Source organism: Bacillus sp. FSL K6-4563, from assembly GCF_038630405.1.
Lineage (GTDB): Bacteria > Bacillota > Bacilli > Bacillales > Bacillaceae > Bacillus > Bacillus pumilus.
Map to the genome: position 1 here is coordinate 298632 of NZ_CP152030.1, position 20722 is coordinate 319353.

19 protein-coding genes are annotated in these 20722 nt (G+C 42.8%); 17 read left to right on the forward strand and 2 right to left on the reverse strand.

Annotated features, from left to right (window positions below):
• Nucleotides 1–177 precede the first annotated feature (177 nt).
• A complete protein-coding gene (locus MHH54_RS01675) occupies nt 178–1170 on the reverse strand; it encodes an LLM class flavin-dependent oxidoreductase (protein WP_342500598.1) in 993 nt (330 codons plus the stop codon).
• A 412-nt stretch (nt 1171–1582) separates the two neighbouring features.
• Between MHH54_RS01675 and MHH54_RS01680 the strand changes: the two genes are divergently transcribed.
• The 15 genes from MHH54_RS01680 (at nt 1583) to MHH54_RS01750 (ending at nt 16761) form a co-directional block, all read left to right on the forward strand.
• Nucleotides 1583–2185 (forward strand): TerD family protein, encoded by a 603-nt coding sequence (locus MHH54_RS01680; RefSeq protein WP_044139240.1) that lies wholly within the window; start codon nt 1583–1585, stop codon nt 2183–2185.
• 20 nt (nt 2186–2205) lie between these two features.
• A complete protein-coding gene (locus MHH54_RS01685; protein WP_003217119.1) occupies nt 2206–2787 on the forward strand; it encodes a TerD family protein in 582 nt (193 codons plus the stop codon).
• Between the two features lie 42 nt (nt 2788–2829).
• The gene (locus tag MHH54_RS01690) at nt 2830–3408 is read left to right on the forward strand and encodes a TerD family protein (protein ID WP_003216935.1); all 579 of its coding nucleotides are present in this window, start codon (nt 2830–2832) and stop codon (nt 3406–3408) included.
• A gap of 137 nt (nt 3409–3545) precedes the next feature.
• On the forward strand, nt 3546–4325 hold the full coding sequence (locus MHH54_RS01695; protein WP_012008834.1) for a TerC family protein: 780 nt from the start codon (nt 3546–3548) through the stop codon (nt 4323–4325).
• Nucleotides 4326–4423: 98 nt separating this feature from the next.
• Nucleotides 4424–5614, forward strand: coding sequence for an HpcH/HpaI aldolase/citrate lyase family protein (locus MHH54_RS01700; RefSeq protein WP_106029648.1), 1191 nt, complete (start codon nt 4424–4426; stop codon nt 5612–5614).
• Nucleotides 5604–6935, forward strand: a complete 1332-nt coding sequence (locus MHH54_RS01705) for a phosphoribosyltransferase family protein (protein ID WP_342500906.1) — start codon at nt 5604–5606, stop codon at nt 6933–6935. The genes MHH54_RS01700 and MHH54_RS01705 overlap by 11 nt, the downstream gene beginning before the upstream one ends.
• Nucleotides 6928–8037, forward strand: coding sequence for a cysteine protease StiP family protein (locus tag MHH54_RS01710; RefSeq protein WP_106029646.1), 1110 nt, complete (start codon nt 6928–6930; stop codon nt 8035–8037). The genes MHH54_RS01705 and MHH54_RS01710 overlap by 8 nt, the downstream gene beginning before the upstream one ends.
• On the forward strand, nt 8034–8849 hold the full coding sequence (locus MHH54_RS01715) for an HAD family hydrolase (RefSeq protein WP_342500599.1): 816 nt from the start codon (nt 8034–8036) through the stop codon (nt 8847–8849). Before MHH54_RS01710 ends, MHH54_RS01715 begins: the two co-directional genes overlap by 4 nt.
• Nucleotides 8850–8919: 70 nt before the next feature.
• Complete coding sequence (locus MHH54_RS01720; protein ID WP_003217097.1) at nt 8920–10536, forward strand: YceG family protein; 1617 nt, start codon at nt 8920–8922, stop codon at nt 10534–10536.
• 14 nt (nt 10537–10550) lie between these two features.
• A complete protein-coding gene (locus MHH54_RS01725) occupies nt 10551–11645 on the forward strand; it encodes a toxic anion resistance protein (protein ID WP_003217200.1) in 1095 nt (364 codons plus the stop codon).
• Nucleotides 11646–12045: 400 nt separating this feature from the next.
• Nucleotides 12046–13314 (forward strand): glycine/proline betaine ABC transporter ATP-binding protein OpuAA, encoded by a 1269-nt coding sequence (gene opuAA / locus MHH54_RS01730; RefSeq protein WP_003216978.1) that lies wholly within the window; start codon nt 12046–12048, stop codon nt 13312–13314.
• A gap of 10 nt (nt 13315–13324) precedes the next feature.
• Entirely contained in the window at nt 13325–14170 is an 846-nt protein-coding gene (gene opuAB / locus MHH54_RS01735; protein WP_034620780.1) for a glycine/proline betaine ABC transporter permease subunit OpuAB, read from the forward strand.
• Entirely contained in the window at nt 14170–15051 is an 882-nt protein-coding gene (locus MHH54_RS01740; protein ID WP_106029644.1) for a glycine betaine ABC transporter substrate-binding protein, read from the forward strand. Before opuAB ends, MHH54_RS01740 begins: the two co-directional genes overlap by 1 nt.
• A 39-nt stretch (nt 15052–15090) precedes the next feature.
• Complete coding sequence (locus MHH54_RS01745) at nt 15091–15915, forward strand: alpha/beta hydrolase (protein WP_003217161.1); 825 nt, start codon at nt 15091–15093, stop codon at nt 15913–15915.
• 123 nt (nt 15916–16038) lie between these two features.
• Entirely contained in the window at nt 16039–16761 is a 723-nt protein-coding gene (locus tag MHH54_RS01750) for an SDR family oxidoreductase (protein WP_050943293.1), read from the forward strand.
• 47 nt (nt 16762–16808) lie between these two features.
• Here the strand turns inward: MHH54_RS01750 and MHH54_RS01755 are convergent, their stop codons facing one another.
• Entirely contained in the window at nt 16809–17936 is a 1128-nt protein-coding gene (locus MHH54_RS01755) for a M20 peptidase aminoacylase family protein (RefSeq protein ID WP_106032920.1), read from the reverse strand.
• A gap of 153 nt (nt 17937–18089) precedes the next feature.
• Here MHH54_RS01755 and MHH54_RS01760 point away from each other — a divergent pair, with 153 nt between their 5' ends.
• Entirely contained in the window at nt 18090–19520 is a 1431-nt protein-coding gene (locus tag MHH54_RS01760; RefSeq protein WP_106029642.1) for a YfcC family protein, read from the forward strand.
• A 216-nt stretch (nt 19521–19736) separates the two neighbouring features.
• Nucleotides 19737–20684 carry an L-lactate dehydrogenase gene (locus MHH54_RS01765; RefSeq protein WP_003217251.1) on the forward strand — a complete coding sequence of 316 codons (948 nt, stop codon included), beginning with the start codon at nt 19737–19739 and terminating at the stop codon, nt 20682–20684.
• The last annotated feature ends 38 nt before the right edge of the window (nt 20685–20722 follow it).

The window sequence follows — 20722 nt, forward strand, 5'->3', positions numbered from 1 at the left end:
TATATGTACCTCTACTATATAAAAGGTACACCCCTTATGCGTTTACAGTTCGCTAACGATTAGAAGACACATTTGCGATCAGATGACAGGCGGAAGGATTTTGACATCTTGATGTTACATTTCCCATTTCAGATCGTTGACAAAGGGCTAAAATGATTTTATTTCAGCCCTTTGTCTTCAAAATAATTCGGCGATTCGTTTGAAGGAGCGCTGTTTTTCGATCGGATCAAATGAATTGTTTAAAATCATGATGTCATCCGTTTGATATCGGTCCATCAAGCTAAGTAATTGCTCTTTCACCGTTGTCTTTGAGCCAACGATCATCCGCTGGCGGTTTAGTAACACTTTTTTCTTTTCCTGCGAGGTGTAGTGATAGGTACTGGCTTCTTCTATAGAAGGTACGCGGCTGTCTAGTCCTTTTTCAACACGCAGCAGCCATAAATCTGTACTGCTGGCGATCCGTTCGGCCTCTTCATCGGTTTCACTACAAATGACAAACACGGCAAACATAGCGTGCGGCTGGGTGGAAAAGACAGATGGAGAAAAGTGAGACCGATACGTCTCAAATGCTTGTTTGCCGCGTGCAGGGTGGATAAAGTGACCAAAAATATAGTTGATCCCAAGTTCCGCTGCCTGCATGGCGCTATTTTCACCTAGACCAAGCAGCCAAACCGGCGGATGAGCATCAACAAGCGGAGAAGCCTTGACTCCTGCATGCGGGTGCCCAGAAGGCAGGCTGTCTGATAAGTAAAATAGAAGATCCTTCAGCTGGCGGTCAAACTGAGACAGGTCTTTATGCACGCCGTCTGTCAAAGCCAGTCTCGTCCTTTCAATCCCGCCCGGAGATTTACCGACACCGATTTCAATTCGTCCAGGATACAGAGCCTCAAGCTGCCGGGTGACCTCTGCTACTTTAAAGGGGCTGTACTGCGGAAGTAAAATGCCGCCAGACCCGGTACGTAAGGTCGATGTATGAGCGGCAATATGTGCCATTAATATTTCAGGTGCTGTACTAGCGAGCCCTCTTGTGCTGTGGTGTTCAGCAAACCAATAACGCTCATACCCAAGCGTTTCCGCAAGCTGAGCTAGCTGCGTTGTGTGAATCAATGTCTCTTGCGCTGTCTGACCTTTAGGAATAGCGACTTGATCTAATATGTGAAGTGATGGCATCATCAACATCCTTTCGATAATACGTTGGATATAAGTATAAAGAAATCCACGGATGGAAGGAAACGAAAGGGTTTATCCTTTGATCTCATGCTTTATCTTTTCTATATCAACATATGAAACCACATCAATACGCTATTTATTAGCAAGAGCTGTGGACAAGAATTTTCGACAATGTTTCACATGAAACACTTCATTTACGACATGGACCATTTTCAACATGGATCTTTCGTTAAAAAAATATCATCTGTTTGAAACCTATCTTGAACGTAGATCGTATATACTAGTAAATAGAAAAAAGAGTAAGAGGCTCCAATGTCATTTCATGAATTTTGTCGAATTTTCATGTATGATGATTTTAATAGGGTCCATCGCTTAATAAATAGATTTTTATTATGCTGGAGGAGTGATTGATTTGGCGATTACATTAGAAAAAGGTCAACGTATTGATTTAACAAAAGGGAAGGCAGGACTAACGAATATTCTAGTTGGACTTGGCTGGGACCCTGTATCACAAGGCGGCGGATTTTTAGGAAAGCTGTTTGGCGGCGGAGGCGGCGCTGATATTGATTGTGATGCTTCAGTGCTCATGCTGAAAAATGATAAGTTTACGGAAAATAAAGATTTGATTTATTTTGGCAACTTGAAAAGCAAATGCGGCAGTGTCGAGCATACAGGCGACAACCTGACTGGTGAAGGAGACGGAGATGATGAACAAGTCCTCGTCAACTTGAGCAAGGTGCCGGGCAATGTGAATAAATTGGTGTTTGTTGTGAACATCTATGATGCACTAAGAAGAAATCAACACTTTGGTATGATTCAAAATGCGTACATTCGCATCGTTGATCGTTCAAACAATCAAGAATTAGTGAAGTATAATTTAAAAGATGAGTATGCAGGGAAAACATCATTAATCGTCGGAGAGCTTTATCGTCATGAGAATGAGTGGAAGTTTGCGGCTGTTGGGGACGGTACAAATGATGCGAAGCTTGCCGATATTACGAGAAACTACATTTAATTAGAAGGGAGAGGTTCCTAGTGGGAATTTCTTTAGCGAAAGGTCAAAAAATTGATTTAACAAAAACAAATCCAGGTTTAACAAAAGTGGTCGTTGGTCTTGGCTGGGATGTCAATAAGTATGACGGCGGACAAGACTTTGATCTAGACGCAAGTGTATTTCTTTTAGATGCGGCAGGTAAGGCAAGCTCACCATCTGATTTTGTCTTTTACAATCAAACAACTGGCGGTGGCGGCAGTGTCGTACATACAGGCGATAACCGCACTGGTGAAGGCGACGGAGATGACGAGCAGGTCAACATCGACTTATCAGCTGTACCAGCGAGTATTGAGAAGATTTCATTTGTCATTACGATTCATGATGCAGAAGCGCGCAGTCAAAATTTCGGACAAGTAACGAACGCATATGTGCGTATTTTAAATGCAGCATCAAATGAAGAACTCATTCGCTATGATTTGGCGGAGGACTTTTCAATTGAAACAGCGATTATTGTAGGTGAATTATACCGTCATGGCGGAGAATGGAAATTCTCGGCTGTTGGATCGGGCTATCAAGGCGGACTTGCCCGCATTGCAACAGACTTCGGTTTAGATATCGGGTAACGACCCGTTTTCATATTTTCAGGAGACAGGAGAGATACGAATATGGCGATTCAGCTTTCAAAAGGACAACGTGTCGATTTAACAAAAACCAACCCAGGACTGACGAAAGTGATGATCGGTCTTGGCTGGGATACGAATAAATATTCTGGCGGAGCCGAATTTGATTTGGACGCTTCGGCATTCTTAGTGGATGCAAACAATCGTTGTCAGCAAGACACAGATTTTGTTTTCTATAATAACCTTCAGCACCCAAGCGGCAGTGTCACTCATACAGGTGATAACCGGACGGGTGAAGGAGATGGAGATGACGAGCAAATTCTCGTTGATTTCTCAAAAATTCCTGCTAACATTGATCGTATCGGAATTACAGTGACGATTCATGATGCAGAGACGCGCAGCCAGAATTTTGGACAAGTCTCAAATGCATTTGTTCGTGTTGTAAATGAAGAGGGCGGGGAAGAATTGATTCGCTTTGATTTAGGGGAAGACTTCTCAATTGAAACGGCTGTCGTAGTGTGTGAATTGTACCGACACGAAAGCGATTGGAAGTTTAACGCGATCGGAAGCGGATTCTCTGGCGGACTTGCAGCTCTTTGTCAAAATTATGGGTTAGAAGTATAAACGAGAGAAACAAAATTCAAGAGGCGCTGCCAATGACTCATATGAGGGCCTTTTCCAAAGTGAGAAAGAAACAGCGATCAAGAATAACAGCAGGCGAAAGCCTGCTGATGCTTCTACACTTATAGGAGGAAAACCAGTTGGACATTTTGAAACATATGTTGGACACGTATGCCTCGTTTTTTGATTGGCATATGTGGGCAGAGGTATTAACAAACCCTGTCTCTTGGGGGCTCATTGGGACCCTTGTTGTGCTTGAAGGATTGTTATCAGCAGATAACGCACTTGTATTAGCTGTCATGGTGAAACATTTACCAGAAAAGCAGCGTAAAAAGGCATTAACCTACGGATTAATTGGCGCTTATTTCTTCCGTTTTCTATTCATTGGCGTGGGGATGCTGCTTATTAAGTTCTGGTGGATTAAGGTTCTCGGAGCTGCATATTTAGCATGGCTTGTCATTAAGCATTTCTGGTTAGGTGACGGCGATGACGAAGCGAAGGAATTGAAAAAAGAAGGCTGGATGATTCGCGTATTTGGCGTGTTCTGGGCAACCGTTATTTCTGTGGAAATTATGGACCTTGCCTTCTCGGTGGACAGTATTCTTGCGGCATTCGCTGTATCTGAGGAAGTATGGATTCTTCTATTAGGCGGAATGCTTGGCATTCTCATGATGCGTACAGTGGCACAGTTATTCCTTGTCCTCATTGACCGTATCCCAGAGCTTGAGAATACCGCGTTTATTCTCATCGGGATTATTGCTATCAAAATGGGCTTAAGTGCTGCACATATTGAAATTCCGCATCTTGCATTCTTTGCGATTATTATTCTAGCGTTTATCGGAACGTTTATTGTTCATAAAATCAATAAGAAGAAACATCAAGATGTGACAAACGAAGCTGCGGCTTCAAAAGAAGAATAGAATAGGACGATCAAAAAGGAATGGAGTTGACTAGCGGCTCCATCTTTTTTGAATCATCAGGTTATTGATTTTCTCTAAACAACAGGAGGTGGCACAGCATGCGGTATTTTCGTTTTTTATCAGAGGCGAGGCAGCACGATCTTTTTTTCAAGCGGCCGGGGGCGATGCATTCACTGACACCGAGGCATGTACTTGCGCATGCATTAGGTGCTACTTTGTATATGCCTGCGACAAGACAAGATATAGCAGATATGCTGCTGTCGCAGAAATATGAAGCGCTTTGCTCTGTTGTATTTTGCTTGGAGGATGCCATCGGTGATCAAGAAGTGGACATGGCTGAACAGAATCTAGTGGCACAACTGGCCAGTCTCAAAGAGAAAGTCACGCATGCGCCTGAAACGGCTGAACATTTGCCTCTTATATTTATTCGCGTTCGTTCGCCGAAACAGCTGCTCAAAATGGCAGACTTGCTCGGTTCCTCTCTTCAATTACTTACCGGTTTTGTGTTCCCGAAGTACTCGGTTCATAATGCGAAGGATTATTTGGACAGTCTGAAACAGGCATCGTCCCAAACGCAGACAACACTTTATGGGATGCCCATTTTGGAAACACCTGATTTACTAGAAAAAGAAACAAGATATACGGTGTTGTCAGAGTTAAAGCAGATCTTGCTGAATGACGAGGAATATATTTTGAATATTCGCATTGGGGCAACAGATCTTTGCGGTTTGTACGGGATTCGCCGTGATCGTGACACGACCATTTATGAAATTAATTTGATTGCTGATCTGATCACAGATATCATCAATTATTTTGGCCGTTCCTTTGTGGTATCAGGTGCTGTGTGGGAGCATTTTGGCCCTGCACGAAAGGAACAAAAACCATTCATCCGGGCACTTTCTCATAAGAGTGGTGAATCGTCTTCATCTGAATTTGATGACGTACAAGGTTTACTCAAGGAGACAAAACTCGATGTGGCTAACGGCATTCATGGAAAGACGGTCATTCATCCAACACATCTCAAGCCGGTTCAAAGCATGTATGTTGTGACGAAGGAAGAGTATATGGATGCATTAAGCATTCTTGAACATGCAGACGGCACAGTTGGCGTAATGAAGAGTACCTTCTCTAATAAAATGAATGAAACGAAGCCCCATTACAGATGGGCAGAGCACATTTTAATGAAGTCAGATATTTACGGGGTGTTTCATGAAAATAGAAGCTATATCGACATACTCACAGAAGCAGAAGCCGCATACGCTGAGCATCTTGGAACATATGGAAGTTGAGCTTGTTCTCAAAGAAGGTGCGCTTCAGCTAGAAAAAGAGCATCTCTTTGACATGGCAGCAAGGGTGAACAAAAAAAGAGCCTTTTTATTCGTTAGTAAGGTGCTCGGTAAGCACATTCCTGTTCATCCAGTAAAACCGCTCCTTGTCTCGGGTCTTTTAGCCATGGCTTATGCCAAAGAGCAAACAGGCAAGACGTCTCCGCATCAAGAGCTTTTAGTAGAAGCACTCAAGACGGATGACCACACGGTATTAACTAAAGCCTACGAAGCGCTCAAAAAAGAGAAGCTTTCAATAGGAAAACAGCCGATCGTGATCGGCTTTGCAGAAACAGCCACAGCTCTTGGTCACGGTGTGTATGACGTATTAGAAGGAGCATCTTACATTCATACGACACGTGAACAGCTCCTGGATCTTGATCCTTCATTGGTATTTGAAGAAGAGCATTCTCATGCAACGGATCAGCTTTGTTATGCAGACGAAGCATTACTTCGCACAGACCGTCCCGTCGTGCTAGTAGATGATGAAGTCACGACAGGCCGTACGAATATCAATATCATTCGGGACCTTCATGCAAAGCACCCGCGACATTCTTACACGATTCTTTCTATTTTAGACTGGCGGACAGAGAAGCACGAGAAAGCCATGTGTGAGCTTGAAGAGGAGCTTGGCATTCATATCACCTCATTGTCTTTATTAAAAGGGCAAATGGTCTTTCGCGGCAAAACGCTGGATGAACCAGCTTATTCGTATGAGATTGCTGAGCAAAAGGATCTGCCAAGCCTCTCTGTTCACTCCCTTCAATCCTTCTTTCAGCAAGAACCGTATGCACGTTCTCATGCAACCAATTCGGCTGGTCATTCGCCATATATACATGAAACGGGTCGTTTTGGTTTAAACGCAGCAGATACGGCAGCCATCGACCAAGCAGCTGCAGAGGCTGGACTGAAACTGAAGAAGGAACGCAAAGGAAAGCAGACACTTTGTTTAGGAACTGGTGAGCTGATGTATGTGCCGATGAGAGTGGCTGCACATATGGGAGAAGGTGTTCTCTTTCATTCAACGACGAGAAGCCCAATTCATCCCGTTGAAAAGGATGGATACGCTGTTCAAAATGGGTTCACCTTTGTGAGTCCAGAGGATGCTCGAATTCAGCACTACGTGTACAACATACCAAAAGGTCAATACGATGATGTATTTCTCTTCTTTGAGAAAAAGGTCTCTCAGGAGGCATTGCTTCCGCTTGTTCATTTATTTGCCGAGCGGCATGTGAGGCATGTGCATATTGTGACTTTATCAGACGAGGTGAAGGTGAATGGCTAATGTGTATACAAAGATGGGAAGCTATCCAGAGCAGGATGTAACCTTCTTACTCAAAGATTTATCATCCATTGAGATGGAGAAAAGTACAGAGGAGCGGGAACGTTCGATTCAGAGTGGTGCCCATTATTCAGAAATGCTGCCGATTGAATATAAACCAACGGAATCTTATATGGATTTATTCTATGAATCTCTGAAAGAAAGTAAGGAGAAGGTAGCAGAAGCAGTAGCTGTTGTAGCAGAACAGATTGTGAAAAAGCGAGGCTTCCAAACGGTGCTTTGCAGTTTGGCTAGAGCGGGAACGCCGATCGGGGTACTTATCAAACGATATATTCGAAAGACATATGGTCTTGAACTGCCTCATTACAGCATCTCGATTATTCGTGATCGAGGAATAGATGAGAATGCGCTACATTATATGCTCAAGGAACATCCGGGCTATGAGATTGCCTTTATTGATGGATGGACCGGAAAAGGTGCGATTTCGAGAGAGCTTCAAAAAGCGGTGATTGATTTTGAAAGAAAATACGGTATTCGTCTTTCTAGTGAACTGGCTGTACTCGCTGATCCTGGCTATTGTACACATGTCTACGGAACGAGAGAGGATTTTCTCATTCCAAGTGCTTGCCTGAATTCAACTGTATCTGGACTTGTTAGTCGTACCGTACTAAACAACCGCTGGATCAATGCCGATGATTTCCATGGGGCAAAATATTATGAAGAGCTTCTTGAAGAGGATGTGTCCAATCTGTATGTGGATACAATCGAAGAAGCATTTTCTAGCCTCGAACCAAATGTAGAAGAGAAAGCAGAAACCATCCTCGCGCACGGAATGCCTGCGGATTGGCGAGGGATGGCATCCATTGAAGCGATCGGTCAGGAGTTTCAAATTGAAAACACCCATTTGATTAAGCCAGGTGTTGGTGAGACGACTCGTGTGCTGCTGAGAAGAATCCCTTGGAAAATCTTGATTCAGCCTGGGTCTCAGGAGAAGCTAAAGCATATTTTGCTTTTGGCAGAGGACAGAGGCGTTCCTGTCATTGAATATGCCAATATGTCCTATACGTGCTGTGGACTCATTCGTCCGCTGGAGCAGACGTCATGAAGACAAGTGTGTTTGCCAGCGATTTAGACCGGACACTGATTTACTCACACCGAGTGCTGGATCAGTATGAGTATGAAGGAGATTATGATTTAGTTGAGATGCTGGATGAACGTCCGCTTTCCTATATGTCGGTTGAAACGAAAAAATCCTTGCAGAAGATTCATCAATTGGGCTGGTTTATTCCAGTGACGACAAGAACGACCGCTCAGTATGAACGGATCACCTTCTTTCAACAAGAGCTCAAACCGGAGTATGCCATCACGACAAATGGGGGCTGTATCCTGCATCACGGCAAGCCGCTTGAGGATTGGCAGGTCATCGTTGATGAGAGGCTCAAAGCGTGTATGTCAGTCAGAGAGATGCTAAGAGCCATCTCCGAACTTCCAGTTGCAGCATGGGTGAAGCGTACCCGGACAGCCGAGGGAAGATTTCTTTATTTGATTATGAAAGATGAGTATCTGTCTCGCATTCCACTTGCTGAATTGAAGCAGTGGGGCGAGGAGAGAGGCTGGCAGGTGTCTCTACAAGGACGGAAGCTTTACTTTATTCCGTCACCGCTCAATAAGTGGGATGCTGTTGCTTTTCTAAAGGAGCGGCTGGAGCTTGAATATGTATACGGTTCGGGTGATTCCCTCTTAGATGCAGGTCTCATTCGTCAGGCAGATATGGGCTTTGCCCCAAGGCATGGAGAAGTGCTCGACTTTGATCCATTGCTTGAGCCGACAGCAGCATCTGGCATGGCAGCAGCAGATGAAATCACCGCTTGTGTCATGAACCAGATGACGACCGCAAAAAAGCCTTCGATTCGATAGCAGAAGTAGAAGGGTGAATGATATGATAGTAGTAGCTTTCGAGAAAATATAGGAGAAAGGAAGGAGCGGCGTGAGTTATAAAGAAATCAATGTTAACCAAACACGGGCGGAGCAGGAAGCCTGGAAAAACGTGCTGAAAAAGCCGCTCCCTGAAAGAGACGGTTATGTAAAGGACGAGCATACATTGTCCTTGCCGCGTCTCGCCGCCCGGGTCCTTGGAACTCCGCATGATGCAACCGATTATTTTATTTATTTACATGAATTATATGAAACAGATGGCGTTCACATTTTAAGTGAAACGCTCAATCGTCATATTGAGCCGGAGCATTTTCAAGCGCTTCAACGCATTCATTTGATTAACCAAGAAGAAAAGGGATTATCTGTGAATCGCTTTGTGGCTTTCTTAGATGGTGAACAGCTGATTGTACGCCATCCAAACCCTGTGATGAACCGGCATATCCGCCTTTCATTGATCAAGGTGTTTGAGCATTTCAAACAGCTGCATGAAGGGGGATTTCAGCATCCCGATTTCCGCCGGGTACTCCTGGATGTAGTGAAGTTTTCAAATAATCATCTAGGTCCATGGCTGAAGGAAGTCAATATAGAAGAAAAAATGCCGGCTGTCATTTGGTATGGAGAGGCGAATAAAAGTCAGCTTTATTTTCTTTACTATGTCATGCTGATTGGCTGTGATGTTGTGCTATTTCATCCAGAGGGCGAGGATTCGTTCCGCGAACTAGATCCAGAAGAAAAGCTGACTTTTATTGATCAGTATCCGGGGACTTCAAAGCTGGAACCGTTCCCTACTGAAAAGCCTGAGAGGAAGTCAACGGTGGCGTACCGCTCGACAAGAGAGCTTGAAGAGGTGCTCCACACGGAAGATTCAATGCTGTATAAGCCTTGGCAATTCAGAGATCATACTCCTCATTCTATTACGCTGAAGACAACGTATGATGAGCTGTTTTTAATTGCAAAGGAACGTTCCTTTATCCGCCCTAATTTTCAAGCAGACCGCGACACGATACAGATTCCGAATCTCTTTGCGAAAATGATGGGAGTCACACGAGACAAGCGTGAATACTGGGATCGTATCCACACGTTAATGGAATGGAAAGAGACGAAGACCATTCGCCATTTTCCTTTTACGAAAGAAGTGTCTTCGAATTATCAATTTCATTATCAGCATGCCCTTTCGTCTGCTGGAGAGATTGATCCTGAATTATTAATGAAAAGCAACGTGTGGCAGTTTTCTCATCTATATGAGGGGACGCAGCGTGCGATAGCAGAGGCGATATCTCGAATCTGTCAGCATCCGAAGCTATTAAAAGAAGGCAATGAGACTGAATTAGATGTCCGTATTTATTTATTCAAACAGGTACTGCATATCGGCCAGGAGCTCATTGAACTCATTCAAACCTTTGATTATGCACAAACCGTACCGAAAGTGATTTTATATCATACGGAATATAATGGTGAGCTGACTCGTTCTGATGCGGCTGCCCTGATTTTTCTAAATGAAATGGGTGTGGATCTCTTCGTGTATCATCCGGCGGGATACCAGTGTATTGAGCGGTATATAGATGACCAATTATTTGATACCCATTGGCTTGATGAGATGGTTATGAACCAGGAGTTTAAAGAGCCGTCCATCGTTAGAAAATTATTTCAATCCATTAAAAACCGATAAGGAGATCAAAGCTTATGACAAATACAAACGGAAATGACATCATTTCAATTGATAAAGAGGAAATCTCCATTGAGAAGGCAGACGATATTCGCGTTCAGCTTCGAAATGAACCAGAAGTGCAAAATATTGCGAGACAGATCGATGCGAAAAATCAGCTGGAGCTGCTTGAATACGGAAAACAGCCGGCCGTTGAAATCTCTAAGTTCTCTGATCGTATTCTTTCGATGATGCGTTCAACTAGTGTCACTGACTCAGGAACGATGCTGACGCAGCTTGGAAAAATTATGGATCGTTTTGATAAAAATGATTTTGACGAGCCAAAGGGTGGTTTACTGTCAAAAATCTTTAAGCGCGGCGGCAGCATGATTGAAAAGATTTTCAGTAAATATCAAACGCTCGGTGCAGAGATTGAAAAAATTAATGTAGAGATCAGTAAATATAAAGACGAAATGACCAAATCGACTGTGACGCTTGAAGAAATGTATGAGCATAACATTCAATACTATATGGAGCTTGAAAAGTATGTCGTTGCAGGTCAAATGAAAATCGAGGAATTAAAGCAATTGGTTCCTTCTTATGAAGAAAAAGCAGCTAGTGGAAACCAGCTCGCACAAATGGAGCTTGATACACTTCGTAACGGCATTCAAGCGTTGGAAGAGCGTGTATATGACCTTGATATGGCACGGATGGTGGCTCTTCAAACAGCACCGCAAATTCGTTTGCTGCAGCGTGGGAATACGAAACTAATCGGTAAAATCAACTCAGCGTTCATTATCACGATTCCGATCTTTAAAAATGGCATCATTCAAGCTGTGACAGCGAAGAGACAAAAGCTTGTGGCTGATTCAATGAGTGAGCTGGATAGAAGAACAAATGAAATGCTGAAACGAAATGCTGAAAACATCTCAAGCCAAAGTGTAGAGATTGCCAAATTGTCTGGACGTCCAAGTATCGACATTGAAACGATCGAATCTTCCTTTAATACGATTGTACAAGGGATGAAAGAGACAAAACAGATCGAAGAAGAAAACAAACGATTACGCGAAGATGGAACAAAGCGTATGCTTGAATTGCAAGATAATATTAAGCGAGCTGCACTAGAGTCCTAAAAAATAAGCTGTCTGTAACTAAAGTTGCAGGCAGTTTATTAATATTTTAATTAAAATTTGAATGAAAAAGGTTTCTATGTGACCATTTTCGGGTAAATCCTGTTCAGGGGAATGGTTCACCCATGTTCGAAAAAGTTCGCTATGGTGAGGATTTGAGTTATTTTTTAGCACAATTAGGAATTTCAAGTAAAATATTGTCTGATGAGAGGAAATACCCCGTAAAATATGTTGTTTATGAAGCATTCTATAGGATTTACGAGTAATACGGCGTATAAACTCTAATCACCAGACCTCTTATATGGAATTCATACATATTGTGCGGAAATAAGCGAATTCTAAAGATTGTTCGCATCATAACGCTTATGTTACGGTTATAAAGATGCTAATTTGGAGGGAAAATATGAATTCTGAAGAGAGAAATATCAAAATCAAGATAAATAATGTATCTAAAATTTTCGGTAAAAATGCTAAAAAAGCAACTCAAATGCTTGAAAAAGGAAAAACAAAAAGAGAGATCCTAAAAGAGACCGGCGCAACAGTTGGTGTCAATCGAGCAAATTTTGATGTGTATGACGGCGAGATATTTGTCATCATGGGGCTATCAGGGAGCGGAAAGTCCACACTTGTGCGGCTGCTAAATAGGTTAATCGAACCAACCTCCGGCGAAATATATATTGATGGGGATATGATAACAAATATGTCAAAGGATCAATTGCGTGAAGTCAGACGGAAAAAGATCAGCATGGTCTTCCAAAACTTCGCATTGTTCCCGCACCGCACCATTCTTGAGAACACAGAGTATGGTCTTGAATTACAAGGTGTAGACAAAGAAGAGCGCCACTCAAAAGCGCTTGAATCTTTAAAGCTTGTTGGACTTGAAGGCTTTGAAGAGCAGTATCCAAACCAATTAAGTGGTGGGATGCAGCAGCGTGTTGGATTGGCACGTGCATTAGCAAATGACCCTGACATCTTATTAATGGATGAAGCATTCAGCGCACTCGATCCATTAATTCGTAAAGACATGCAGGATGAATTGCTTGAGCTTCACACATCTGTAGGAAAAACGATCATTTTCATTACCCATGATTTAGATGAGGCGCTTCGGATTGGCGACCGCATTGTGCTCATGAAGGACGGGAATATCGTCCAAATCGGAACACCAGAAGAAATTTTGATGAACCCATCGAATGAATATGTTGAACGTTTCGTTGAAGATGTCGACCTTTCTAAAGTATTAACCGCTGGTCATATTATGAAACGTGCAGAAACAGTCCAGCTCGACAAAGGGGCACGTGTTGCGCTCACGCTCATGAAAAACCTTGGAATTTCGTCAATCTATGCAGTTGATAAGAAAAAGCATTTATTAGGTGTTATTTCTGCACAAGCAGCGAAAAAGGCGGCAGAAATGGGAGCATCGCTTGAAACTGTTCTTGATAAAGAATTCACGACAGTATTGGAATCTACGTATTTGACAGAAATCTTTGATGCAGTGTCTGATGCGGCAAACATTCCAATTGCCGTTGTCGATGAGAAAAACAGAATGAAGGGTATTGTGGTCAGAGGTGCATTAATTGGTGCGTTATCAGGTAATGATGAGTATATCAACATGTCTTCTAACAAGCTTGAGGAAATTAAAACACAAGAGCCTTCTGCACAGGAGGTAGAATAAGATGTTTAGTATGAGTGATTTACCTAGAATTCCGTTCGCGGATTACATCGATCAATTTGTTGACTGGTTAACATTAACGTTTGGCGGTTTCTTTGATGGCATCACAAATGGATTAGCAGGTACAGTAAATGGAATTGTGGCAGTACTTGGTGTGATTCCATCCATTATTTTAACCCTTATTTTTGCCGGCATTGCTTGGTGGATCAGTACAAGAGGAATTGCTCTTTTCACACTTATTGGATTCTTGCTGATTGACTATTTAGGCTACTGGCATCCAATGCTTCAAACCCTTGCGCTCGTTTTGACAGCTGTGGTCATTTCCATCGTAATCGGGGTTCCGATCGGTATTTGGGCATCACAGAAGGAAACTGTGCGTAAAATTGTGACACCGATTTTAGATTTAATGCAGACAATGCCTGCATTCGTTTATCTATTACCAGCCATCTTCTTCTTTAACATTGGCGTTGTGCCTGGAGTTGTGGCATCGGTTATTTTCTCTATGCCGCCAACGATTCGTATGACGATTCTCGGTATTAAACAAGTACCAGCTGATTTAATTGAAGCAACAGAAGCATTTGGTTCAACGACATTCCAGCGTTTGTTCAAAGTTCAGCTTCCACTTGCAACAAAAACCATCCTAGCTGGTATTAACCAAAGTATCATGCTTGCTCTATCAATGGTCGTCATTGCGGCAATGGTAGGTGCACCAGGACTTGGTTCAGAAGTATATAGTGCGGTAACGCAGCTGAAAACAGGAATTGGATTTGAAGCAGGTATTGCCATTGTCATTGTGGCAATTACACTTGACCGTATTACACAAAACATTAAAACGAAAAAAACCAGGGGGAATGCTTAATGTGGAAAAAGTCTCTCTACATTGGGATGACCGCCCTGCTTGTCTTTTTACTAGCCGCTTGTGGTGCAAAGTCAGATTCTAATGCGAGTGCAGCACAGCAGGTGAATAAAACCATTATCGGCATTGATCCCGGTTCAGGGATTATGGCGCTAACGGATCAAGCGAAAAAGGATTACGGCTTAGAGGATTGGACGGTTGTGTCTGCATCAAGTGCAGCTATGACTGCAACGCTCAAAAAATCTTACGACCGTAAAAAGCCAATCATCATCACTGGCTGGAATCCACACTGGATGTTTTCTCGCTATGATTTAAAATATTTAGAGGATCCGAAGAAATCTTACGGTGAAGCGGAAGAGATTCATACGATTTCACGTAAAGGGTTTGCAAAGGATCAGCCGGAAGCAGCCAAAATGCTTGGCCAGTTTAAATGGTCTCAAGATGACATGGGCGAAGTCATGATCGATATCCAAGATGGTATCAATCCAAAGGATGCCGCCGTTAAATATGTGAAGAAACATAAAGACCAAGTAGCGAAATGGACAAAAGGCGTGAAAAAATCGAATGGTGACAAAGTCAATCTTGCCTACGTTGCGTGGGATAGTGAGATTGCAAGTACCAATGTTGCTGCAGAAGTACTGCGTGAGCTCGGATTTAAAGTGACCTTGACTCAGGTGGAAGCAGGTCCAATGTGGACAGCAATTGCAACTGGAAGTGCGGATGCCTCGTTATCAGCTTGGTTGCCAAATACGCATAAAACGTATGCAGCAAAGTTTAAAGGAAAATATGATGATCTAGGCACAAGTATGAAAGGTCTTCGCATGGGTCTAGTTGTTCCGACATATATGAAGAACGTCAACTCGATTGAGGATTTGAAAAAATAGCCAATTATGATGAGGTTCCCTTATAATAGAAGGGAGCATATGAAAAAGCAGTCTGCTCAAAAAGCGGCTGCTTTTTTCTTATATATAAGGAAGGTGGACGAGTTGTCGATGATGGTTAAGCCAATCATGATTTTCCTGCATGGCGGAGGAGTAAGTAGCTGGATGTGGCAGGAGCAGATAAAAACATTCAAAGAAGCGTATGAATGCTATACGCCTGATCTCATTGGTCACGGGACTAGAGCAGATGAACAGTCCTTTTCCATGCGAGAAAGTGCTCTTGAAGTCATCTCATGGATCAAGCAGCATGCGCACGGACATAAAGTAATACTCGTTGGCTTCTCTCTAGGTGCACAGGTTGCCGTTGAGGTGTTATCAAAAGAGCCTGACATCGTAGACATAGCCGTCATCAATAGCGCTCTTGTAATGCCGCTGCCATGGCTTTACTTGATGGTGAGACCTCTTTTACCTCTTACGTATCCATTATTAAAGAAAGATTGGTTTATCGAGCTCCAAGCTGAAAAAATGGGGCTTCCAAACGATGTACTCAATCACTATGTGGCGGATTCGAAGAATTTGCAGAAGAAAACCCTTCTGACGATGTTTCAAGAAAATCTCCATTACAAGCTCCCAGACACGTTTCAACAAGCGAAGGCACGAATTCTTGTCACAGTGGGGGAAAAGGAAAAAGGCATCATGAAACGGTCAGCAAAGAAAATAACGAATTCACATCCGCAGGCAGCAGGTGTCGTCGTTCCCGCTATTGGACATACATTTACGTTTGAGAAGAAAGAACTGTTTATGGATATGGTTCAATGCTTTATAGAGGAACGCGCATTACCAGTGGAATTAAAGGAAATCAAGTAACCGAAAGTAAAGACAGGCATAAAAGAGGCAGCCAAATCTTAGAACCTATATGATAGAGGTATAAAACGCTTACAGATGAGCTACTGTCTGACTGAAAGCTCATGAGACGTAGAAGGAGGAGCTATGAGTAAAAACTATATCATATTCGGTGCAAGTCAAGGATTAGGGGATGCTTTTGTTAAAGGTCTTCCTTCAAGTGGAGATACAGTTTGGATTGTGTCTCGAAGTGAACCGAGCAGTTTGAAATTAGATGACGGTGTACATAGAATTTGGCTGAAAATTGATTTATCAAGCCAATCTCATATCCCATACATGATCGAAGCATTGGGGGACAAAACCATTGATGTCCTGATCTATAACGTCGGCTTATGGGAAAAACGAGGCTTTGAAGATGATTATTCATTTGATCACGATCAGCCAGAGGATATCGCTCATTTAATCAATGTGAACGTCACGTCTACGATTACTTACATCCAAGCACTGCTTCCGCACGTAAGAAAATCGGAGAATGGAAAAATCATCGTGATTGGTTCAACGGCGGGACTTGATCATACAAACCTACCGCAAGTTTCTTTTGTTGCATCTAAATTTGGCCTGCGCGGAATTGTGAATGCACTAAGAGAGCATGTGAGAAAAGATAAAATATCTGTCACCTGTATTAATCCAGGAGAGCTGGCGGCAGAGGTACCATATGAAGATGGTGCCGAAAAAGCCATCGCTCTATATGATGAAACGAGAATTCCTGTACAGGATATAGTAGAGCTTGCGAGATGTGTGATTCATTTATCAAGGGTATCCTGTGTAAAAGAAATCAACGTCCCAGCCATGACAGATTTGAATGCGTAAAACAATCAGACCACCCGTTTAAAGAAAAAACGGGTGGTTTTTTGATTTTATGATGAATGCTGCTGAAGGGTTTGATAAACAGCTTCAGTCAAAATCTCAATGCCTGTAAAAATAGCAGAGCGGTCGAATGTCATATACGGATGATGTAGACCGGGCTTTAGATCACAGCCTAAACCAAGCATCGTGGATTTGATATGCGGAACCTTTGCTGCATAAAAGTGAAAATCCTCTCCGCCTGTCGTTACGATCGGAGGATCAAGCTGTTCTTTCCCTAAAATCTTTTCAATGGCTTGAGACATCATCTGAACGGCTTCCTCATTTAAGGTAGCGGCAGGCAGACGATGATCTGTTGAAAGGGTAATGGAAGCGCCAAAGGCATCCGCTACAGCATGTACGGCTCTTTCAATTTCTTTTTCTAGTTCATCCATCACTTCATTTGTTTGTGCTCTGACATCTAATGTAAAAGAAGCTTTGCCGGGGATGATGTTTGAACTACCTCCGCCAGCATGTAGGTTGGTCATTTTCACAGAATGTGCAACTCTTGGGTCGACATGAATATGCGCGAGTCTTTGCACGAGGGTAGAAGCGACTTCAATGACGTTGACCCCTAGATGCGGGCGTGCACCGTGGGCTTCCTCACCAATAATTGTGCCGATGTAATGATTACTCGATCCATGTAAGATCGCAGGTGCGCAGCGTCCGTTTAATGTTTCTTGAATTGGGCGCACATGCACTCCGTATAAGTAATCAACGTCTGCTAGCACACCTTTTTCAATCATTTTCAGCGCACCGCCGCCTTTTTCCTCAGCAGGCTGAAAAATGAACCGGATAGTGCCGTTTGGGAGCTCCTTTTCTTTTAATGCCATGAAGGTGCCGAGAGCCATTGTCATGTGTGCATCGTGACCACATGAATGATTGGCTTGAAACTCACCATCTACTTCCTGCCAAAGTGCATCAATATCGGCTCTCACAGCGACCACTGGTGAACCTTCTCCCATTTCACCGATCACCCCTGTACAGTCGTCAAATGTTCGAGTTTGACAGCCCATTTTCTTTAATAAGTCCTCAAGATAAGCCGTCGTATTCGTTTCTTCCCAGCTGATTTCAGGGTGGGCGTGCAGGTGATCAAAGATGTCTTTCACCGTTTGCTGCATGTCGTTTGTCAAAGTTGTCATGAATAGCCTCCTTGCTGACAGATAATCTGTCAAAATATTCTTTTAGTGAAATAATATTGATCTTAAATATCATCAGTGTTTATAATATAACACATCATTTGATTATTCAGAAAATTAAGTGAAATTCCAATCGGGACAAAGGGGTTTTGACAGATGAAAACAGCGACAGTATCAGCACCTGAGAAACAAAAAAGAAAACTTCAGATGCCGGATGCGTATGTACTCTTATTTATGATTGCTTTAATTTGTACAATCGCAACGTATTTTGTACCAGCCGGTGAATTTGATCGGAAAACGTCAGGAGAGATCACAACAGCTGTTCCTGGCAGTTATCACCGTATTGATCAATCACCAGTTAGTCCGGTTGGTTTTTTTACAGCGATTCAAGAAGGGATGGTTGGTTCATCCTCTATTATTTTTCTGATTCTTTTTACTGGCGGAACCATTGCGATTCTGGAAAAGACAGGTGCCATTAACGGGATGATTCACAATGTCATCAGCCGGTTCCAAACAAAACAGCTATTGTTTATTTGTATTGTTGGCGGATTGTTTTCTGTACTTGGGACGACCGGAATTGTGGTGAACTCGGTCATTGGCTTTATTCCTATTGGAATCATTGTGGCACGTTCTTTAAAGTGGGATGCAGTGGCGGGAGCGGCGGTTATTTACATCGGCTGTTATGCAGGTTTTAACGCAACCATTTTGTCTCCATCTCCATTAGGTTTATCACAAACGATTGCAGAACTGCCGATTTTTTCTGGTATTGGTCTGCGTGTCATCATTTATCTTTGTTTTCTTCTATCTAGTATTGTGTACATCTATTTATATACAAAACGCCTGAAAAATAAAGAAAAGGGGAGCCTGCTTGGTGACGAGTGGTTTCCTGCTAAAGGGCTTGGAGGAGCTGATGCGGAATCTGTGGACAAGCCTGAATTCACCGGCAGACATAAGCTGATTTTAGCGGTGTGCGGTTTGTCGCTTGGGGGTTTTTTATATGGTGCGCTTCAGCTTGGCTGGACCGATAAGGAAATGGCTGGTGTGTTTATTTTCATGGCAATTGCTGCTGGCCTGCTTGGCGGATTAGCAGCCAATGATATTGCGAAAACGTTTATCACCGGCTGTCAAAGCCTTGTTTACGGCGCACTCATTGTTGGAATGGCACGCTGTATTTCTGTCATTTTGGAAAATGGTAAGCTGCTTGATACCGTAGTTAATGGCTTGGCGAGTATGCTGACAGGATTTAGTCCAATTGCTGGTGCGATCGGGATGTATATTGCGAGTGCACTTCTTCACTTTTTGATTTCATCAGGATCAGGAGAAGCGGTTGTCTTTATTCCAATTCTTGCGCCGCTGGCTGATTTAATGGGCATCACAAGACAGGTCGCAGTAGAAGCGGTGATGCTTGGCGAAGGGGTGGTTAACTGTATCAATCCGACGTCAGGTGTGCTCATGGCTGTGCTTGCTGCTAGTGGTATTCCTTATGTGAAGTGGCTTCGTTTTATGGTGCCTCTTGCGCTCATTTGGTTTGTCATTGGCCTTGTCTTTATTTGCATCGGCGTGATGATCAATTGGGGACCTTATTAACATGTATAAAGCTGCTGACAATGGCTTGGCAGCTTTTTTCTTGTGGAAATATGCATGGAGACAGCGCTTTGAAAGCACAATAAGAGTGTTCACAAATTCGCTACATATTTTTTTTCAGAAACACCCTTGCAAAAGTTTGTGAAATGTTGCACAATAAGAATGTGAAATACTTCACATAAGAAAAACAACCTAGTTTTACTCAGGAGGATGAGATAAATGACAAACGAAAAAGTAAACAAAGTAGCACTTATTGGAGCAGGTTTTGTAGGTAGCAGTTATGCCTTTACATTAATAAATCAAGTGATCACAGATGAATTGGTTGTCATCGATTTGAATCAAGATAAAGCAATGGGTGACGTCATGGATTTAAACCACGGGAAAGCATTTGCTCCGCATCCGGTGAACACATGGTATGGAGATTATGAGGATTGTAAGGATGCGGACATTGTGTGTATCTGTGCTGGGGCGAACCAAAAGCCAGGTGAAACGAGACTTGACCTTGTTGAAAAAAACTTAAATATATTTAAAGGCATTGTAGACAATGTGATGAAAAGTGGATTCGATGGTATTTTCTTAGTCGCCACAAATCCTGTTGATATTTTAACATATGCGACTTGGAAATTCAGTGGACTGCCAAAAGAACGAGTGATCGGCAGCGGAACTACACTTGATACTGCAAGGTTTAGATACATGCTTAGTGAGTACTTTGACGCAGCGGCACACAATGTGCATGCGTACATCATTGGAGAGCATGGGGATACAGAGCTTGCTGTTTGGAGTCATGCGAATATCGGAAGTGTACCGATTACAGAATTAATGAAGAAAAATGATCAATACAAACAAGAAGATTTAGATGAGATGATGGAAAATGTCCGTCATGCCGCTTATCAAATCATTGAGAAAAAAGGCGCTACTTACTACGGCGTAGCGATGAGTTTGGCCCGCATAACAAGAGCGATTCTGCACAATGAAAACAGTATTTTGACTGTCAGCACTTACTTAGATGGAGAGTACGGAGCAGAAGATGTCTACATTGGTGTACCTGCCCTTGTGAATCGAAATGGCGCAACAGAAGTGATAGAGCTTGCACTGAATGATACAGAAAAAGAACAATTCGCGCACAGTGTGAATGTGTTAAAAGAGATTTTGGCTCCTCATTTTTAATCAAAAGCAACCTATCTGAGCAGAAAAGGATGAATCAC